Below are 18,807 nucleotides of genomic sequence, written 5' to 3'. Positions count from 1 at the left end.
GTACTAGGTGGTTCTCACCAGCGAGGTCCCACGGGGCTGGCCGTCGACGAGTCCGGGCGCACTCCGCTTCCGCGGGCTGCCGGCCGAACGAACCCTCCGAGCAAGGTTGATTGAGCGCAGCTGCGTCAGCTGAAGATTGTCGGCTGGCGGCCGAGCTCGAGCCTCGTGCGTCGAATGTGCCCTTCGAGGTATCGCTGGGCGTCGGTCGCGTCGCGGCGCACAACGGCGTCGAGGATCAGCCGATGCTCCGCGTGGACGGCCCACATCCGGTCTCGACCTCTCACCGAGAGCTCGGCGCGGCGGTAGTGCTGGGTGGAGTTCCACAGCCTCGCGATGTTCTGGTTGAGCGGCCCGATGGCGCAGCCGCTGTAGCTGAGCATGTGGAACTCGCGGTCGAGGGCGAAGATCTTCTCCGGGTCGTCATTCTCCTCGATCCGCTGTTGCACGTCTTCGAGACGCTCGTGGTCGGCGCGGTGGAGCTGCGGCAGGCTCTCGACCAGGGCCAGCGGCTCCAGACGTTCGCGCATCCGGTAGATCACATCGACCTCGTGCTGGGTCAGCCGCGGTACTCGCGCACCCTTGTGAGGCTCGTGTTCGGTGAGCCCCTCGGACTCCAAAATCCGCAGCGCCTCGCGTACCGGGAGGCGGCTTGCGCCCAATCGTGCCGCGACGTCCTCCTGGCGGATGCGGTCGCCCGGTTGGAGGGCGCCACCGAGGATGGCCTCGCGCAGGTACGCGGCTACGCGACTGCTGCTCACCTCGGTCATGCGCCAGCGCCCTTCTGTGGATACCTGCCGCCTGGTACCGCATGGAGTCGACCCGTTCGAGGTCAGGGCCGAGGAGGGGAGTCCCGCGGGGAACGCTGCGCGCTCGACGACCGCCACAATCAGATGTGCCATCCGGTGAGCGATCAGTGGCGGCGGGGCGGGAGCACTCGGGTCGTGGTGCCTCCGGGGAAGTGGGCACTGCGACTGGGTAGGGGCGCTGGTGCTCGATCGCGGATCGCCAGGCTCGTGAAGGCAGATCCTTACGCCATGGCGGCGATCTGCATCTCAAAGCCGAGGCGCGCGTGAGTGGCTTCGTCGCAGAGGCTGCCGAACGCGCTTCCGTAGTACAGCAGGGGGCTGATGTCGGGGTCGTAGGCGCACGCGATGACGTCGCCGATCATGATGGTGTGGTCACCGCCGGGGATTGCCTCCGCGGTCTCGCACACGAAGTGGGCCACCGTGTTCGCGAGGACCGGGACGTCGTGGTCAGCCAGCAGCTCGAGTCCGGCAAACTTGTTGACGCCGCGGCTGGCGAACCGTCGTGCCAGGTGCTCCTGGTCACGCGAGAGCACATTGACGGCGAATCGGCCGGTCTCGGTGATCGCGGACTTGGTGGCCAGGGTGTTGCCGATGCAGACGATCAGCTGCAGGGGATCGAGTGAGAGCGACGTGACCGCGCTTGCGGTCATGCCAACGGGCCCGTCGGGGGTGTTTGTGGTGATCACCGTGACGCCTGTACAGAACCGAGCGATCGCGCACCGATAGGTCTGGGTCAGGTCGTCGGTGGCTACGGGAGTGTGCATGGTTCGCCTCCAAGGTGCGTGTGTGAGGTGACTCACAGGTATTGCTGCATTCTGCGACGCGAGTCGTTATGGGGCGCGAAATCGGTTCACGGTCGGCTGTGCACCGGGTCCGGGGGATGCGTTATCACCGTCGGCTTTGGGTGACGATTCGATGGACCTCAGCTGAGGGAGGCACGCCGAGTTCGCGCATCGTGGCGACGTACCGCTGGTAGAGACGAAGTACGGCGTCGTCGCTTCCCGACGCGAACGCCAACGAGATCATGAGTTGCCAAGCTTGTTCGCGGTAGGGGTCGATCCTCAATGCCTCTTCGAGGAGATCCCGGGCTTCGCCATACCGGCAGATTCGGTACGCCGTTCGGGCGGCGTCGATGCGCCCTGAGTTCATGCGTTCTTCGATGTCGCTTCGGCGCGCCTGAATCCACTCGCCGTTGAGGTTGGCGAGGAACGGCCCTCGTGATGCCATGTCCAACGCGCGAGTCACGGTCTGCAGCCTGGTCTCGCCATCCTGTCGAGTCGCTTGCGCCAGCAGGTCGAGGGCCATCTGCCCGGTTCCGGTCATGAGGTCCGGGCCGGCTACCGCATACACGTCGCCGTCTTGTTTCGGAGCGAGGTGTTCTGGCAGGACTTCGCGTAGTCGGTACAACGCTTGCCGCAGGTAACTTCGGCCCGCCGCGTCGTTGCGGCCGGCAAACAGAGTCCCCAACAACTCCTGCCGCGTTGCCGACCGCTCAGGGGTCGCCATGAGGTAGCTGAGCAGTTCGATCGCTTTCGTGAGCCGGGGTTGCGCGGGTTCGCCGTCAACCGTGACGAGGGCGTTCCCGAACTCCTCGATCACGAGCTGCGGCTCACGCGTACTGACCCGTAGCGTCCGCCAGTTGGCCAGGGCGTCAACGAGCTCGTGCCACTCTGAACCGCGTCCCGGCGCGCTGTCTGCCGCACGAACGGCTACGGCCGGCATGTCGGTCAAGGCGGTCATGAGCAGGTGGTGAGACCCCTGCTCGTGTGCGGTCGCCAAGGCGAGCTCGGCCATCGCATCGGAGTCCTCCTCGTGGCCCAATCGCCAGTGAGCCTCCGCCAGGTAGACAGCTGCGGTCGTGAGTTCAAGGCGCCGGTCGCCGCGCTGCATGCTCTCGACTGCGGCGAGTAGTTCGCGATGAGCAGCCTCGTCTCGACCTTGCATGAGGTGAGAGAGTCCGCTCCAGACCTGTCGCCACTCGCGGATGAACGCCCAGTCGTCGACATGGTTGGCTTGGGCCTCCGCCAACGCCCGATCGGCGGCTTCAGGGTCCTTGTCCAGGCGCAGATTGAGTTTCGCTTCGGCCAGGTAGCTGATATTGGCGAACACCAGCGAACGCGTCGGAGTAAGGAGTGCGCGCCCACGCTCAAGCGACGCTCGGGCATCTGCTCCGCGCCCTAGGTCCATCATCAAGTCGACGGCGTCTGAGGCATGTAGCCAGAGCGGTCTCGACGAGTCGCGACGCAATTCGTACATCGCGACGGCCTCTTCAAGCCTCCCGGCGGCACGCAGCCCCGCGACCACCCACGGTCCTCCGATGATCGTGCACCAGGGGTCGAAGAGACCTGGCTCATCGAGTCCGTGGAGGCGACCGCGCATGTAGGCGAGGCGGATGAGCAGTCCATCAATCGGGCCAGATGGGGCGGGAGACATTTCGGGGAACGGTGGTGTCTCACCGCTCGCGAGACTCACCAGCGTGGCCGCGATGTCCTTCGCGCGCCCCTGCGGCATGCTCTCCACGAGCCTTCGGGCCTCCGCGATCCGACCGACGTGCCACAGACACCACGAGGCCAGGACGTAGGCCTCTTCGAAGTCTGGCGTGTCCGGCCCGGGCAACCATTCAAGGCCGTGACGATCCAGGAACTCGACGCCTCGTCCGACGTCATCGAGCGCGAATGCGACACGGAGTACGACGGCGCCGATCTCCGGAGTGGGTGGTCGGCTGGAGGCTCGTAGAGCGTCGAGCCAGCGCGCGGCCGGGTCGAAGTCCATGCGCGCCACGAGTGCGGGTAGCGCGATGGCGGCGTGGTGCCAGGCCCCTTCGATGTCCCCCAGACGGAGTAGCTCATCCACGGCCGCTTCACGCTCACCCTGCGCGAGCAGCAGTTTCGCATGCTGATGGCGCAGGGTGGTGAGGACTTCTTCGTCCTCTCGCTCCAACATTGACACGAGGTACTCACGGAAAATCGGGTGCGGCGTGACCCGGTCGCCATCAGCTGCCCATGACATGGGCAAGTGCCGGGTCCGAAGAGATGCCATGACCTGAGCAGCGTTGCCTTGGCCGAGTGCGCGAGCCCCGTCGACCGTGACCTCGTCCAACAGGCTGGTCCGCATGAGGAAGGACTGTTCGTCTGCAGTGAGCGCATTGAACATGTTCTGGGTCAGGTAGCTTCGAATGGTTTCGGCGTCGGCCGCCGAGTTCGACTCGACGCTCCAACTGTTGAAGACGATTCCAGTGACCCACCCGCCGGTGGCGGCCACCGCCAGTTGGGCGTCGACTCCCTGCTGGCCCAATGCCTCGAGTGCTTCCTTGGCTTCCGGCACTCGGAAGGCGAGGTCTCGTTCCCCGACCTCGCCGGTCCGGGTGATATCACTGGCTTGTCGCTGGTCAAGCGGCACTGCGGCGCGCGAGATCAAGACGAGGTTGACGCCGGAGGGGAGATAGCGCGCCATGGCAGCCAAGACGGTCTGGCAGCCGTCGTCGTCGACCACGCGTTCGACGTTGTCGCAGACCAGGACCAGCTCGCTGCCCTGGAGGCTCTCGGCGAGCAGTCCCGCGGCCTCGCCAATCTGGATGCTGCTCGCCAATGCGTCTGTTGCGACTCCTGATGCCGACGGCACGCCGTTCTCAACGGCTGCTTCGAGATAGACAAGGAGCCGGCCAGCTGCTTGCTCGGTGCCATCGAGGGAGAGCCACGCCACGGGCCTGTGCAGTCCGGAGAGCGCATGCGCCACCGCGGTCGTCTTTCCGGCTCCGGGGCTTGCGCTCACGACGACGACAGGGTGTCGATCGAGCTGGTCGCGGATCTGGGTCGTCACACGCTGGCGCGCAACAGTATGGATGTCGGGTTCAGGGACGACCAGCTTGCGCCGGATGATGCTGCGAACGCCAGCCGCGGATGATTCAGAACTCGTACCGAGCTCAGCGCCGATTCGAGGGCTGACATCCGATGGGCGGACGCTCCCCGAGCGTGTAGACCTCGGCTTGGTCATGCCGCCATCCTCCAGCGGTCCCTCGACCGCCCCGATTGGGACTAGATCCATCGAGTGTAGGACTCAAGTGGCGGCGTTCTGCCTGTCAGTTTCTCTCCGGGTAACACCCTGTTGCCTAGAACAATCCCAGGACCTGTTCGCAGCCTGCGGTTCCTCGCAGAGCCGGGCAACCACGCCCAGGAACATCCAGGAACCGTCCAGGAACAAGGGTCCCGAAGTTCATCGAAGGGGTCGTTATGGGACCAGAGCTGAGGATCATCGAGCGCGCCGAGCCGCGGTCGTCGCGATCAGCTCTCACAGGTGGGGAGAAGGAATGAACGAGGCAGAGCACAAAGCCGCCCTGATCGCCCAGCTGGAGGGCAGCCACCGTGGCGTCGTGGCCGCCATCAGACGTGACGGTCGACCGCAGCTTTCGAACGTGGTCTACGCCTTTGACCCGACAACGAGGCTGGTTCGCTTCTCGACCACTGCAGGGCGAGCCAAGGCGCATAACCTGCGTCGGGATCCGCGCGCCAGCTTCTACGTGTGCGACAACGACTTCTGGAAGTACGTGGTAGCTGACGCCACCTGTGAACTCGTCGGACCGGCTGAGGCTGTCGATGACGAGGTGGTTGACGAGCTCGTTGACATCTACCGTGCGATCGGCGGCGAGCACCCGAATTGGGACGAGTATCGCGAGGAGATGGTCCGAGACCGTCGGCTGGTCGTTCGCCTGAACGTTGATCGGGTTTACGGAAAGTCATGACCTCCATGTCGTCCGTCCCCGCTGCGCCCGAATATTCGCTGAGTTCACTCAACTGGGTGGACTTCGGTTCGGATGCGCCGGCTGATCGTCGATCTCGCGCCACGCGTCCATTGACTGAAGTGCTGAAGGCCGCCGCGGCGTCTGGATTCGGACATGTGGGAGTGGACCTGGAGTCAGTCACCTTCGGCACGACCCCGGAGGCTTTCACCGCCGATCTGGTCTCGGGTCTTGCCGAGGAGTTCCGGATCTGGGAGCTGGAGTGCAGCGACGTCGGGATCCTCATGCTCGGCTCGCCTCGAACGCAGGATGATGCACAACGGCTCGTCGAGCTGGCTGACGCTTTGGGTGGTTCCTTCTGTCTCTCGACGTTCGCGGGCGCGGTCACTGACGAGTCCGTGGCGCAGTTGCGGCGTTGCGCTGCGATGTTCCAGGAGGTGGGGACCCGCATCGCCCTCGAGTTCATCCCCTTCGGCCCTCTTGACAGCTGCGCCACGGCCACGTCGATCTGCGCCGAGGTTGGGTGGGAGCGCTGCGGGCTGCTCTTGGACAGCTACCACGTATGCCACGCGGGCGAGGTGGAGATCCAACTCCGAGGACTCTCGGGAGAACAAGTAGCTTTCGTGCAACTTGCGGATGGCCTCGTCGAAGAGGGCGTCAGCCCCGCCTCGCTTGCCAGACGGCGCCGGCTTCCGGCCGGCTACGGCCAGCTTGACGTGAACGGGTTCGTGCGGCGCGTGAGCTCGTTGGGCTGGTCCGGTCCCATCAGCCCGGAGGTTCTCTCAGACGACTTCCGGGCGACTGCACCTGCCCTCGGCGCCGCTCTGCTCCATGCCAGCGCACGGCTGGCATGGGAGCTGCCAGAGGTCACGGACGATCTGACGATCGGCGCCCCAACCCACCATCGCGATGATCACCGTGCAGTTCACTCACGGCCGTCGTGGGCCAATTAGTTCAACCCGGGTCTCGACCTTCAGGCCCTGCAGCAACCGAAGAACCAGCAACCAACATGAGAGGTGGTCCAGAATGATCCGGACCGGGGAACAGTACTTGGAGTCGCTCCGCGACGGTCGCGTGGTCTATGTCGGCGGTGAGTTGATCGATGACGTCACCACCCATCCGAAGACCCGAGCCTACGCGGCGCGCACGGCCGAGTTCTACGACATGCACCACGATCCTGAGCTTCAGGATCTGATGACCTTCGTCGATGACCAGGGCGAGCGCCGGGCGATGATCTGGTATCGCCAGGTGGACCACGAGGGACTGGTGCGGAAGCGGACCTACCTCGAGGCCATCATCAGGAAGTTCGACGGCGGCAGCACGCCGCGGACTCCGGCCGCCAACAACACCTGCCTGATCACCTACGTCGACGACCCGCAGCCGTGGAGTGACCAGTCCATCGGCACCGGCGGTCGAGACCTGACCGCCGGGATTCGCGAGTTCTACCAGCTGGTCCAAGACAACGACTACAACTGCGTGCCGGCATTCATCGATCCGCAGGTCGACCGCTCGAAGGACCGGACTCAGGTCGACTCGCCGGCTCTGCGCGTCGTCTCCACGAACGACGACGGCATCATTGTTCGCGGCGTCAAGGCCGTGGCGACCGGTGTACCCTTCGCCGACTTCATTCACCTCGGCGTCTTCGTCCGCCCCGGCATGCCCGGGGAAGAGGTCATCTACGGCGCTGTCCCCGTCGCCACGCCAGGGGTGACCGTGATCAGCCGTGAGGCGACGGTCAAGGACGACCCGGTCAACCACCCCCTCGCCTCGCACGGCGACGAACTCGACTGCTCCATCATCTTCGAGGACGTCCTGATCCCGTGGAAGTACGTCTTCCACATCGGCAATCCCGAACACGCCGCGCTGTACCCGCAGCGGGTGTTCGACTGGATCCACTACGAGGCGCTCGTTCGACAGTACGTTCGAGCGGAACTCATGCTGGGCCTGGCCTTGCTCATGACTGCGCACATCGGCACCTACCAGCTTCCGCCGGTACAGGTACGGCTCGCCAAGCTCGTCGAGTTCCACCAGGTGCTCCGGGCGTTTGTCATTGCGTCAGAGATCGAGGGCTTCCACTCGCCGTCCGGGCTTTTCAAGCCCGACCCTCTGCTGTTCAACATGGGCCGTGCCCACTACCTGGAGAACGTCAAGAACATCGTGGGCGAAGTCATCGACCTGGCCGGTCGCGCCTCCCTGCTCTTCCCGTCCGAGGAGCAGTGGAACGAGCCCGCCCTCCATGACTGGCTCGAGCAACTCCACACCGGCGCTACCGGGCGGCCGCACGATCGTGTCCAGATCTCGCGTGCGATCCGTGATCTCTTCCTCACTGACTGGGGTGACCGCCTCAGCACGTTCGAGCAGTTCAACGGATCACCGCTCCTGTCCATCCGGACCCTGACGATGAAGCGGGCCGACATCTCGCCGACGGGTTCGATCGCCGACCTCGCGCGGGAGGTCTGCGGGCTGAGCGCTGAAAGCGACGCGAAGAGCGCTTATGAGTCGCAGGCCGAGTACGCGCGCCGTCTGGACTCCGCCGCAGCGCGTTAGTGGGTGGTCACCGGTCTCGTCTCGGCTCGTCCGGTCGGCTCACGCGCGACTAGCGACAGGCAGTACGCACGCATCCCTTACACAATCATCAGACATCGGTTGGGAGAAACATCGCATGGTCTATCACATTTCCCGTGCAGCGGAGAGGGTCTTTCATGAGGTCAAGGAGTTCCCTGGGCTCAGCGAGGCCGTCATGGTTGGTGAGGAGCACGGCTCGCACCACATGGAGGTTTCGCTGCGGAAGCTGGCCCCTGGTGCGACGATGCCTTGGTATCGGAGCCCGTTCGAGGAGTCGTTCGTTGTCCGAGGGGGCTATGGCACGGTCTCGATCGTCGGCCTCGAGTACGACATCGCCGTCGACGACTACGCGGTCGCGCCGCCGGCGCTGCCGCACACGCTCACCGCGGGGGACGACGGTCTGGAGCTCTTCTGGGTGAAGTCGCCGAGACCGCCGGGCTACGAGGGCGCGCGGAACTTCATCAGCGGCCCCCCGATTATCGGGGAGAAGCTTGGACGTCCGTCGGAGATTGACCCTCGCCACCGGTGGGCCGGCCACTTCGATGACGCCGACATGGCTCCGGTCGGCGACCTGAACATGCCCGGCTATCACGGTCCTTGCATCAAGAACATCTCCATCCGGATGATGGTCGATCAGCTGCTCGGCGCCAACCAGCACACCGTCTTCATGGCGAAGATCGCCAAGGGCATGGGCCTGGGACGCGCGGCGTCGGTGCACTACCACCCGTTCGAGGAGATCTACTTCTACACCCAGGGCGGGATGCACGGCTGGCTCGACGGCAATCACGAACGCATGACGACCGGCGATCTCGTCTGGGTCGGTACGGGTGCCACACACGGGTTCCTCAACGATGAGAACGAAGTCGACGCCCGCTGGATCGAGGTCCAGTCGCCCGTTCCCCCGGTATCCGACGCCTTCTACTTCCCTGACAACTGGCGTGCCTTGCCCGAGCACAACGAGTAGGCCCGCGGGCACGCCCGCCTGGGTGGTGCTTTGGTCCCCGCAGTGGGGGCAAACACCACCCAGGTACTCGGGCGCGGCCCGCGCCGACCCCAGGTGTGTGTCGAGGCAGCCGCAAGAACATCGCGACGAACGAGTAGCTCTGACCTGGAACCGACTGGAGTGATTAGGCACGTGACTGCAAGCATTTCGACGGCCTTCTTTTCCGCATACAACGCCCACGACGCAGCCGCGGCGGCCGCCCTCTATTCGGCCGACGGCACCCACGAAGATGTAGCCGTGGGGCACGTGAATCGGGGTCGACAAGCGATTCAGGAAGGACTGGCACACTTCCTGTCTTGCTTCCCTGACGCGCATTGGGACGTCCTGGGTAGCATCGACGCCGCGTCCGCCAGTGTCGGCTGGTACGTGCTGACTGGAACGCTGCAGGAGGACTTCGGACCGATCGCAGCACGGGGTCAAGCCCTACAGATCCGAGGCGTCCAGGTGATGTGCCATGAAGGCGGCGTCATCCAGAGCACCAGTGACTACTGGGATCTCGCTACATTCCAACGCCAGATGGCCGATTCGGATCGCTAGCCTTCTTCAGCGAGGCGACCTCCGGCGATGGACGTGGCGTCAAGCAGGGGCGTTGCTCAGGATCGATCCTTGGGAGTTTTCCCATGCTCTCGGTCGCCGGGATGAAAGGCGGCTGCCACGCAGCAAGCATTGAACGCGTCCACTCCGACATGACATCAACTCTTCATGAACCTGCATTCTGCAAGAGCGCGGACGTCCCTGCAGGACCGCAGACTTGCCGAGCACGTGGATCGACTTGGTCTCGAGCATCCGCCGATCGACCTGGCCTCGGTCGACTACACCGTGCGTCGACCACGGCTCTTCAACGACCGCTACGGGCACGTGCTCGACTACATGGCCCGGGTCGAACTCGAGGTCGACCGCAACGTCCTGGAGCTGACGACGCTGCTCCCCGAACCGCCCGAGATCGACAGACGCTTCTACGCCGAGGTCTGGCAGCCGCAGGAGATCCGGCACGGTCTGATCCTCGACGCCCTGCAGGTGGAGCTCGGCCGCCCGCCGGCCGAGACCGACCTAAGCTCGGTCGGGGTCAAGGTGAGGATCCTCGGAGCACTCGCGCACCTACCTGCGTTCCAGGACGTCTGCCGGATGCTCTACTACCTGACCGGCATGGCGACCGAGCGCTCGGCGGTGCTCGCCTACAACCTGCTCCACCGGGGTGTCCTCGACCTGGGCGAGCGGGCGATCGCGCGGACCGTGATCGCCCCGATCCGGCGGCAGGAGCCGGGCCACTACGCCTTCTACCAGTTCTCCGCCCGAGCCCTGTGGGACCAGCTCGCCGGCTGGCAGCGGTGGATGGTGCGCCGGATGAGGACGATGTCTTTCGCCCCCGTCGGCGCCAACAACCCCGCCCAAGCGGCCGACTTCGGCGACGTGATGCGCGCACTCAGCATCGGCGCCGAGCCGGACGACTTCGCCACTCAGATCTCCCGGGTCGAGGCCGAGTTGCTCTGGGCGCACCGCCGCGGGCTCCGGGTGCCGGCGTACGTCGCGCGTGCGCTTCGCGAGGCGGTCGAGAGCGCTGAAGCGCGCTGGGCGGCGCGCCCGCCCGACGACTAGTTGTCCTCTGTGGCCACGCACAGGCGCGCGCGCATGCGAAAACCTGCTGGCAAAGGCGGCCTGCGGAGCGCCGCTCGAGGCATCGCGAAGGCGGTGGGTATTGGCCAAGCTTCACCGAAAGAACATGACAAGCCACCGAGTGACTTGATCGGGTTGACGATCAAGACGCCAGTCGCCGGGCGTTGACATCCACGCCTTCGCCGGGTGTTTCCATGAGGCCTTCGCGCGCTGCTCGCCGGGCACAAACAATCCTCCGCGCCTCGCTACACGCAAGGACGCTCCTATTGGCCGGCGACAACTCGTCGTTCCGGTCACGCTCGGGACACGTTCACATATGAATTGAAGTCGTGCTCGCTCTTCCGTCGAATCGCGCAATCAGAAGGGGTTCTCGCGGGTTTCTGAAGGATCGAGACCCACCACATGCCATATGCCCTTTGAGGATTGTGAACTGTCGTTTCGATATAGGTGTGGCGTCGTTGAATCGAAACTTACGGAGTCGCCCGGATGGAGAACGAAAGTGTCGAACCCGACCTGTGCGGTCAACTCTCCCTCGAGCAGGTAACCGTACTCGTGACCACTGTGCCTCATCAGGCCCCCATTTCCCGACGAGCTGCTACCTGGGGGATAGGTGACCAGCAACGCGGCGACCAGCGGATCGCCGTCTGGGGTGAGCCGCTCCCAGCGCACACCGCTGGCCATGTCCAAGACGGCTCGTTCTTCGGCCCTTAGGACGGTGTGCTTTACCTGGCCACTGTTCGGCTCTCCATTGGGAGCCGAGCCGCCGAGCAGTTCGTCGAGCGAGATCGACAGTGCGGAAACAAGCCCGTAGAGCGTGGCGACCGAGGGTTCGCTTCGACCATTCTCGATCTGGGAGAGCATGCTAGGTGAAATTCCCACCCTTCGGCTGAGCTCGCGAACGCTCAGGCCAGCGCCGGTGCGCGCGCTGCGGAGTTGCGACCGAGCACTTTCTTCCACTTCGGGTGCCTTCCTCACTCTGATCCGTCGCGGTGCTGAGCCTACCGTGGGCCCGCGCCTGGAGCTTGAGCGTCAAGCCTCAGCTCAGACATCTAGTAACTTGAAAAGGGTCCCATCGGAGAGCAGTGCCGGCGGCCCCTGGGGCGAACATCGCGTGCGTGTGGTCTCAGTACCTCAGCGGCCCTGGGCGCTCGCCCCCGGCGGCGACCGGTTGCGCGCGACCTCTCATCGTGCTGACGCCTGAGCGTCGATGCCATGCCGAGGACCACCTGGCTGACCCGCGAGTCCTCCTCGCCGGCCGTAGGGCAGCCAACGGGTCCCCCGAGGACATGAAGGGAAGGGCGATGTCCACAACGCTGCCAGGCTGGTTGAGGCCCTCCTTCACTTGGTCTCCGGTACTTGGTCGTCTCCGACAGAGACTCGGTTTGAGAGTCGGTGCTGGGTGTCCGGCCCGCCGCTTGCAGCCGGCATGATGATCTGGTCGATCACCCGGGCGATCGTATGGGGATCCGGGACGTCGCCCGTCACGAACATGCGGTGCAGAACGATCCCCGCTAGGGCGGATTCGAAGAGATCGAGGTCGACGGCGGCGTGGACCTCGCCGCGCTCTTGGGCGCGTTCCCAAAGCTGCCGAGAGGTGGCGACCTTGGGGCCAACGAAGTCGCGACGGAACGCCTCGGCGAAGTCAGGGTCACGGGCGAGGGCAGTGAGCACCCCCGCGAACGTAGACACCGTCGTGGTGTCAGCGAGGCCCCCGACGCCGCAGGACAGGGCTTGCAGGTCATCGCGGAGCGCGCCAGTGTCGGGCAAGTCGGCGGCGTGCCTCATGTGTTCCACCGCATCGATGACCAAGCCTTCTTTACTGCTCCAGCGCCTGTAGAGCGTGGCCTTGGACGCCTTCGCCTTCGTGGCGACGGCATCCATGGTTAGCCGGTCGTAGCCGGACTCGGCGAGCACCTCGAGGGTGGCGTCGCGGATCTCTTGCTCGCGGTCGCCTTCGACGTGGCGGCGTTCAGTGCTGCGGCTCATCGGGCCAGTCCTAGTGCGGATCGCTTACACATCCGTCCGTGGTTCTGCAGTGTGAAGGACTGCTGGACGTCCTGATGAAACTAGCACAACTCTCGCAGGAATAACGGCCTCACTCGGCATAATCGTATAGTGGCACTGAACATCGACTGGGATGGAGTGACTCGAATGCTCATTGGGGTACCGCGAGAGACGAAGCCTCGAGAGACCCGTGTGGCAGCGACTCCCGCTACGGTCCGGCAGTTGATCGGCCTGGGCTACGACGTCGTCGTCGAGGACGGTGCGGGCGAGCTTGCAGGTTTCTCCGATGAGGCATTCGTGGATGCTGGGGCCGACGTTGCCTCCAGCGCGAAGGTCTTGATGGCAGACGTCATCCTCCGCGTGAACGGTCCGACGGTTGACGAGATCCCGCTGTTGGCCGACGGCACCACACTCATCGCCCTCATGGCGCCCGCGCAGAATCCCGACCTCGTCGAAGCGCTGGCGGCTAGGCCACTAACGGCCCTGGCGATGGACGCAGTGCCACGGATCTCGCGTGCGCAGTCGCTCGACGTACTCTCCTCGATGGCCAACATCGCCGGCTATCGAGCCGTAATTGAGGCGGCTCACGAGTTTGGCAGGTTCTTCACCGGCCAAGTCACGGCGGCCGGGAAGGTTCCGCCAGCGAAGGTGCTCGTTGCTGGGGTCGGTGTCGCCGGTCTGGCCGCGATCGGTGCTGCCTCGTCGCTCGGAGCGATCGTGCGAGCTACCGACCCTCGCCCCGAGGTTGCCGACCAAGTCAAGTCGCTTGGCGGGGAGTACCTCGCGGTTGATGTCGAGGTCGAACACTCCGGCACGGGCTATGCGTCATCGACTTCGCAAGACTACGACCGTCGAGCGGCGGAGATCTATTCAGAGCAGGCGCGCGACGTCGACATCATCATCACCACTGCTCTGATTCCCGGGCGGCCGGCCCCCAAGCTAGTCACGGCGGCGGACATCGCGGAGATGAAGGCCGGCTCAGTGGTGATTGATATGGCCACAGCGCAGGGCGGCAACGTTGAGGGCTCAGTGCGCGACCAGAAGATCGTGACGTCGAACGGTGTAACGATCATCGGGTACACGGATCTTCCTGGCCGACTTCCCACTCAAGCCTCGCAGATGTATGGCACCAACCTGGTCAACCTGATGAAGCTTCTGACGCCAAAGAAGGACGGCACACTCGTCCTGGATCTCGATGACGTGGTGCAGCGAAGCATGACGGTCGTCAAGGATGGAGAAAGGCTGTGGCCACCCCCGCCTGTCCAGGTTTCGGCCTCGCCGGTGACGCGCCCCCAGACCGTGGCTCCCGGCCAAGGGAAGCGAAAGCGAGACAAGCGCTCGTCGGCACGGCGCCGGTTTGGCCTCGTCGGAGTCGGACTCGCACTGTTCCTCGTTCTGGTCGCGACCGCCCCTGAACCGATCCCGCAGCACTTCACGGTTCTCACGTTGGCAACCGTCGTTGGCTTCTACGTCATCGGAAACGTTCACCATGCACTGCACACGCCGCTCATGTCGGTGACGAACGCGATCTCCGGAATCATCGTCGTCGGCTCATTCCTACAGCTCGCGATCGACGATCCGACCATCCGGGCGTTGGCGTTCGCGGCGACCCTGCTTGCCTCCATCAACATCTTCGGTGGGTTCGCGGTGACCCGCCGGATGCTGCGGATGTTCCAGCGCGAGTCCGTGAAGGGTTGACACGATGAGTACCTCCTCCATCGCTACCGCGGCGTACCTGATTGCCGCCGTCCTCTTCATCCTGGCGCTAGCTGGCCTCTCCCGGCATGAGACCGCGCGCCGAGGGGCGTTCTTCGCCATCATCGGCATGGGAATCGCTCTGCTCGCAACGTTCGGGCTCTTCCTCGACGCGGCCACGGGCGAGAACCCCACCGGCGGAGGGGAGGGCAGCATCGCCCTGCTGCTCATCGCAGTGGCGATCGGCGCCTCGCTCGGCTTGTGGCGCGCCCGAATCGTCGAAATGACGGGCATGCCCCAACTGATCGCGCTTCTCCACTCATTCGTGGGACTCGCTGCCGTGCTCGTGGGCTGGAACGGCTACCTTGAGGTCGAGCGAGGCATCGGACACGCCACCTTTGGCGAGGGAGACAGCCTCCTACGGATCCACCACGCGGAAGTCTGCATCGGCGTCTTCATCGGCGCTGTGACGTTCACCGGCTCGGTCGTCGCGTTCCTCAAACTGTCAGCCAGGATCCGCTCTGCCCCGCTCATGATCCCGGGAAAGAACGTCCTCAATCTCGCTGCGCTCGTCGCGTTTTCCGCCCTGACGGCCTGGTTCGTCGTCGACCCCCAGATGTGGCTGCTCGCGGCTGTCACGGCACTGGCGCTCCTGCTGGGCTGGCACCTGGTCGCCAGCATCGGCGGAGGCGATATGCCAGTCGTGGTGTCGATGCTGAACAGCTACTCCGGGTGGGCCGCTGCTGCTTCAGGCTTCCTGCTGAACAACGACCTCTTGATCATCACGGGCGCACTGGTCGGGTCCTCCGGCGCCTACTTGTCCTACATCATGTGTAAAGCCATGAATCGGTCGTTTCTCTCCGTCATAGCAGGCGGGTTCGGAATCGTAGCTACCTCCGGTACCGCGGCCGAACACGGGGACTACCACGAGATCGATGCCAATGGCGTCGCCGACCTGATTCAGGGCGCGTCGACGGTCGTTATCACTCCGGGTTACGGCATGGCCGTCGCCCGCGCACAGTATCCGATCGCTGAGCTCACCCGACGCCTCCGCGACCAAGGAGTCAACGTTCGATTCGGGATCCATCCCGTTGCCGGGCGCCTGCCGGGGCACATGAATGTCCTGCTCGCCGAGGCAAAGGTGCCGTACGACATCGTCCTCGAGATGGACGAGATCAACGACGAACTTGCCGACACGGACGTGGTATTGGTCCTCGGGGCAAACGACACCGTCAACCCAGCGGCAGCCGAGGATCCCGGGTCTCCCATCGCCGGCATGCCCGTCCTTCGAGTCTGGGATGCAAAGCGTGTGATCGTGTTCAAGCGGTCTATGGCGCCTGGCTACGCCGGCGTTGACAATCCGCTCTTCTACCGGGACAACGCCTCAATGCTTTTCGGTGACGCAAAGGATGCAGTTGAGAATATCCTGTCGGCCATCCAGGTCGATTCAAAGGTGGCGGGGTGAATGCAGCCCGCTTGGTCTAGTCCTCAACCGTGCTATATGAAAAGCGATGCCCGCTGTGGAGGGGTACAACAAGGGGCTGGAGATTCGGGCGACAATCCGATGAAGGCGATCTTTCGAGTTGGCGTAACAGATGAAGACAGTCGCGAAAGCGACGTCTCGATGTCGCGCGAGGCAGGCTGGTACGTCACTGCGGCCCAACGCATGTACTCCCGTGACCAAGAGGTGCAACGGCCGCTGACGCCACCGCACTTGAAGCGGTTGGGCGTCTCGATCACCGCGTGCGGACTGCCAACGCATACGTGGACGACCTTCTGGCTCGAGGACCCGACAGGGACCTCGGGGTTGTGTGGCGAGTGCGTGAACACCGTGCGCTCTATCACCGAGCGCGAGCGTTCCGAGGCCGCGGCCGAGGCCGAGCGCCGTGAGCAGGCAGCTCGGCGCGCCGCCCAGCGCTTCGCCGAAGCCCGACGGAAGCAGGCGCTAGCTCGTCGCGGTTCGCGACCAGCACCGATGGACGCGACAGGCATGGTGCTCCCGCCTAGGTCTGTTCGAAGCGGACGCCGTCGAGCCTGAGCAAGGGATGCACCCGCGTCAGCCGTTGGTTCAAGTTGCCAGCGTCTGCTGCCCTTGAAGCCAGTGCGAGACGTAAGGCGCTCCAACCGAGGCCACGACCTCCGGAGCTCTGCGCCATGTGGCGGCTACCTAGGTTGCGAACGAACCGACGCGCCGCTTCCGTTAAGGAGTCCGTTAACGCTCCTTGCCAGTGCCATCCACGACTCGCAGGGTGAGGCTCGAACTATGCGTGTGCGATCGCTGGTTGACCCCGGCTTGGACCGTGAATGGAGCTTGGACGATGACGCTAAGCATTCGACTTGACGAACGAACCGCCCTCATCACCGGTGGCGGTAGCGGCCTGGGACTGGCGATCGCCGAGGTGCTGCATGCACAAGGAGCCGCAGTCGCCATTCTGGGGCGGACCGAAGGCAAGCTGAAAGCCGCCGCCGACCAGATCGGATCCGACTCCGACCGTGTCCTGACACTGACCGCCGACGTCACCGACGATGCCGCCGTTGCCGAGGCGCTGACGAAGGCGGACGAGTGGCGAGGTGGCCTGGACATCCTGGTGAACAGCGCGGCTCCACTCCTGGTCAACAGCGCCCTGAGTGAGGTGGACGAACGCGTGATGACCGACGCCTTCGACGGCAAGGCCGCCGGTTACCTCCGCGTGTCTCGGGCAGCACTGCCCTACCTGCGCGAGAGCAACAACGGTCGCATCATCAACATCGCTGGCATGGCGGCGCACGTGCTGGTCCCGGGCATCGGGGTCGCGGCAGCCGTCAACGCAGCCGTCGTAGCTCTCACCAGCTACTTCGCCGCCGAGGCAGCCGAGCACGGCGTGCTAGTGAACGGCATCTCCCCAGGCATGACGCTGACACAGGTATGGAAAGACCGCCACGCGGCGATGGCCGAACAGAACAACAGCACACCGGACTCAGTGCGCGACGGCATGGTCGAGCGCCTCGGGATCCGACTGGGTCGCTGGGCACAGCCCGAGGAGATCGCCGCCGCTGCGCTGTTCCTGGCATCCGATCTATCGTCGTACGTGACCGGACAGGTCCTCCAGATCGACGGCGGGCTGGGAAAGTCAGTCATCTAGTGTGACGGCGTTGGATCCGCGTCAGCTCGAATGCTTCGTGGCCGTCGCAGAAGAACTCAACCTCAGCCGGGCCGCTGCGCGGCTCCACATCGCACAACCACCGCTCACACGGCGCATACGGCGACTTGAAGACGACATCGGCACAGAGTTGTTCCGGCGCACCGCTGGCGGTATGCAGTTGACCGAGTCAGGCGCCATCCTGCTTGAGCGCGCCTATCGCATGATCGCGCTCTCTGAACGCGCCATTGAACGTGTGCGTCAAGGAAGCACCGGCGAACTCGGCACGCTGGACATTGGCTACTACGACTCAGCCATCCTCGACGCCATTCCCGCGCTGCTGCGGCCGTTCTCGGCTCAGCACCCACACGTCCAGATCCGACTGGAACGCACATTCAAACGAGAACAGGTCGACTACCTACGCGACAAGATCCTCCACCTCGCCTTCGGCCGTCACTTCTCGGACGAGTCCGGGATCAGCACGCGAGTAGTCGCCGAAGAGCGACTGTTGCTGGCGGTCAACGACCACGACACCGAAAGGTGGCCGGGTCCGGTTCAGATCGAACAGCTCCGCGGAAGCCCCCTCATCGTCTTTCCCCCAGGGCGGCCCGAGTTCGCCGACGAGGTCGTCCACATGTGCTTGCGAGCAGGTTTCTCCCCCACAGTCGCCATCGAGGCTCACGATGTCGTATCCGCCATGGCATATGTCGCCATAGGGCGGGGGCCGCAGTGGTGCCCGAGTCTGCAACGAAGACCAGAACCGCAGACGTCGACTTCCTGGCCATCGAGGATGCCCCGACGACCCCGCTCTTGTGCGCCTTCCTCAGCTCCGACCGCAGCCCTGCCACGGACTTGTTCCTGTCGTTCCTCAACGAGGAACGCACGCGGTCGGACATGCCGACCGGACGGCCATACCCGCAATGATCGGCCGCGCCGGCTGAACCTGCGGTTCCGGTATGGCATGGGGCCGGAACAAGTATTGGACGCCGTGTCCGGCGCTGCCCCACATTGAAGGTGCAGACCCGCAAAGATCTCCACCGGGGTTCCGGTCCCCGGGCAAGGCCGGGGCAGGCAGTCCGATCAACCTTCCTTGAGGGGCCCGCAACCGAATCGCTCCTCAACACAACAGGCGGTGACCACCATGACGCAGCCCGGCTTCGCCGGTGGATGTGGCTCGCTCGCCCAACTGACCGCATTGTCGTGCCTCCAAGCCATCCACCGCAGGGCCAGCGACGTCGACGTGCTGATGAAGCCTTCCAGTTCGCC

The 18,807-nt window shown here is 64.6% G+C and carries 15 protein-coding genes; 10 read left to right on the top strand and 5 right to left on the bottom strand.

Features of this window, described 5'->3' with window-relative positions; genetic code table 11:
* Positions 1-125: 125 nt before the first annotated feature.
* The 3 genes from PD653B2_RS01425 to PD653B2_RS01415 form a co-directional block, all read right to left on the bottom strand.
* Complete coding sequence (locus PD653B2_RS01425) at positions 126-767, bottom strand: GntR family transcriptional regulator (protein ID WP_085870535.1); 642 nt, start codon at positions 765-767, stop codon at positions 126-128.
* Between the two features lie 260 nt (positions 768-1,027).
* Positions 1,028-1,570 carry a flavin reductase family protein gene (locus tag PD653B2_RS01420; RefSeq protein ID WP_085870534.1) on the bottom strand — a complete coding sequence of 181 codons (543 nt, stop codon included), beginning with the start codon at positions 1,568-1,570 and terminating at the stop codon, positions 1,028-1,030.
* 124 nt (positions 1,571-1,694) lie between these two features.
* The gene (locus tag PD653B2_RS01415; RefSeq protein ID WP_085870533.1) at positions 1,695-4,799 is read right to left on the bottom strand and encodes a BTAD domain-containing putative transcriptional regulator; all 3,105 of its coding nucleotides are present in this window, start codon (positions 4,797-4,799) and stop codon (positions 1,695-1,697) included.
* Between the two features lie 313 nt (positions 4,800-5,112).
* Here PD653B2_RS01415 and PD653B2_RS01410 point away from each other — a divergent pair, with 313 nt between their 5' ends.
* The 6 genes from PD653B2_RS01410 (at position 5,113) to PD653B2_RS01385 (ending at position 10,705) form a co-directional block, all read left to right on the top strand.
* Positions 5,113-5,544 carry a PPOX class F420-dependent oxidoreductase gene (locus tag PD653B2_RS01410; protein WP_085870532.1) on the top strand — a complete coding sequence of 144 codons (432 nt, stop codon included), beginning with the start codon at positions 5,113-5,115 and terminating at the stop codon, positions 5,542-5,544.
* Positions 5,541-6,494, top strand: a complete 954-nt coding sequence (locus tag PD653B2_RS01405) for a sugar phosphate isomerase/epimerase family protein (RefSeq protein ID WP_085870531.1) — start codon at positions 5,541-5,543, stop codon at positions 6,492-6,494. Before PD653B2_RS01410 ends, PD653B2_RS01405 begins: the two co-directional genes overlap by 4 nt.
* A 73-nt stretch (positions 6,495-6,567) precedes the next feature.
* Positions 6,568-8,088 (top strand): 4-hydroxyphenylacetate 3-hydroxylase N-terminal domain-containing protein, encoded by a 1,521-nt coding sequence (locus tag PD653B2_RS01400; protein ID WP_085870530.1) that lies wholly within the window; start codon positions 6,568-6,570, stop codon positions 8,086-8,088.
* A gap of 115 nt (positions 8,089-8,203) precedes the next feature.
* Positions 8,204-9,070, top strand: coding sequence for a cupin domain-containing protein (locus tag PD653B2_RS01395; protein WP_165763291.1), 867 nt, complete (start codon positions 8,204-8,206; stop codon positions 9,068-9,070).
* A 171-nt stretch (positions 9,071-9,241) separates the two neighbouring features.
* Positions 9,242-9,646 (top strand): nuclear transport factor 2 family protein, encoded by a 405-nt coding sequence (locus tag PD653B2_RS01390; RefSeq protein WP_207559288.1) that lies wholly within the window; start codon positions 9,242-9,244, stop codon positions 9,644-9,646.
* Positions 9,647-9,871: 225 nt separating this feature from the next.
* Entirely contained in the window at positions 9,872-10,705 is an 834-nt protein-coding gene (locus PD653B2_RS01385) for a GTP-binding protein LepA (protein ID WP_242665077.1), read from the top strand.
* Between the two features lie 375 nt (positions 10,706-11,080).
* Here PD653B2_RS01385 and PD653B2_RS01380 read toward each other — a convergent pair whose 3' ends face one another.
* Both PD653B2_RS01380 and PD653B2_RS01375 read right to left on the bottom strand, forming a co-directional pair.
* Positions 11,081-11,680, bottom strand: coding sequence for a cupin domain-containing protein (locus PD653B2_RS01380; protein WP_278247433.1), 600 nt, complete (start codon positions 11,678-11,680; stop codon positions 11,081-11,083).
* A gap of 381 nt (positions 11,681-12,061) precedes the next feature.
* Complete coding sequence (locus PD653B2_RS01375) at positions 12,062-12,709, bottom strand: TetR/AcrR family transcriptional regulator (RefSeq protein ID WP_085870526.1); 648 nt, start codon at positions 12,707-12,709, stop codon at positions 12,062-12,064.
* Positions 12,710-12,874: 165 nt separating this feature from the next.
* On the opposite strand from PD653B2_RS01375, the gene PD653B2_RS01370 reads away from it, so the two are divergent.
* From PD653B2_RS01370 to PD653B2_RS01355, 4 genes are all read left to right on the top strand, one after another.
* Positions 12,875-14,425, top strand: a complete 1,551-nt coding sequence (locus tag PD653B2_RS01370; RefSeq protein WP_085870525.1) for a Re/Si-specific NAD(P)(+) transhydrogenase subunit alpha — start codon at positions 12,875-12,877, stop codon at positions 14,423-14,425.
* Positions 14,426-14,429: 4 nt separating this feature from the next.
* Positions 14,430-15,887, top strand: coding sequence for a Re/Si-specific NAD(P)(+) transhydrogenase subunit beta (gene pntB, locus PD653B2_RS01365; RefSeq protein ID WP_085870524.1), 1,458 nt, complete (start codon positions 14,430-14,432; stop codon positions 15,885-15,887).
* Positions 15,888-16,740: 853 nt separating this feature from the next.
* Complete coding sequence (locus PD653B2_RS01360; protein ID WP_085870523.1) at positions 16,741-17,544, top strand: SDR family NAD(P)-dependent oxidoreductase; 804 nt, start codon at positions 16,741-16,743, stop codon at positions 17,542-17,544.
* A gap of 10 nt (positions 17,545-17,554) precedes the next feature.
* Positions 17,555-18,553 carry a LysR family transcriptional regulator gene (locus PD653B2_RS01355; protein ID WP_278247427.1) on the top strand — a complete coding sequence of 333 codons (999 nt, stop codon included), beginning with the start codon at positions 17,555-17,557 and terminating at the stop codon, positions 18,551-18,553.
* Positions 18,554-18,807: the final 254 nt, after the last annotated feature.

This window comes from Nocardioides sp. PD653-B2 (assembly GCF_002117935.1).
Taxonomy (GTDB): domain Bacteria; phylum Actinomycetota; class Actinomycetes; order Propionibacteriales; family Nocardioidaceae; genus Nocardioides.
The sequence above is the reverse complement of the archived record's forward strand: the minus strand, read 5'-3'. Positions and strand labels throughout refer to the sequence as shown.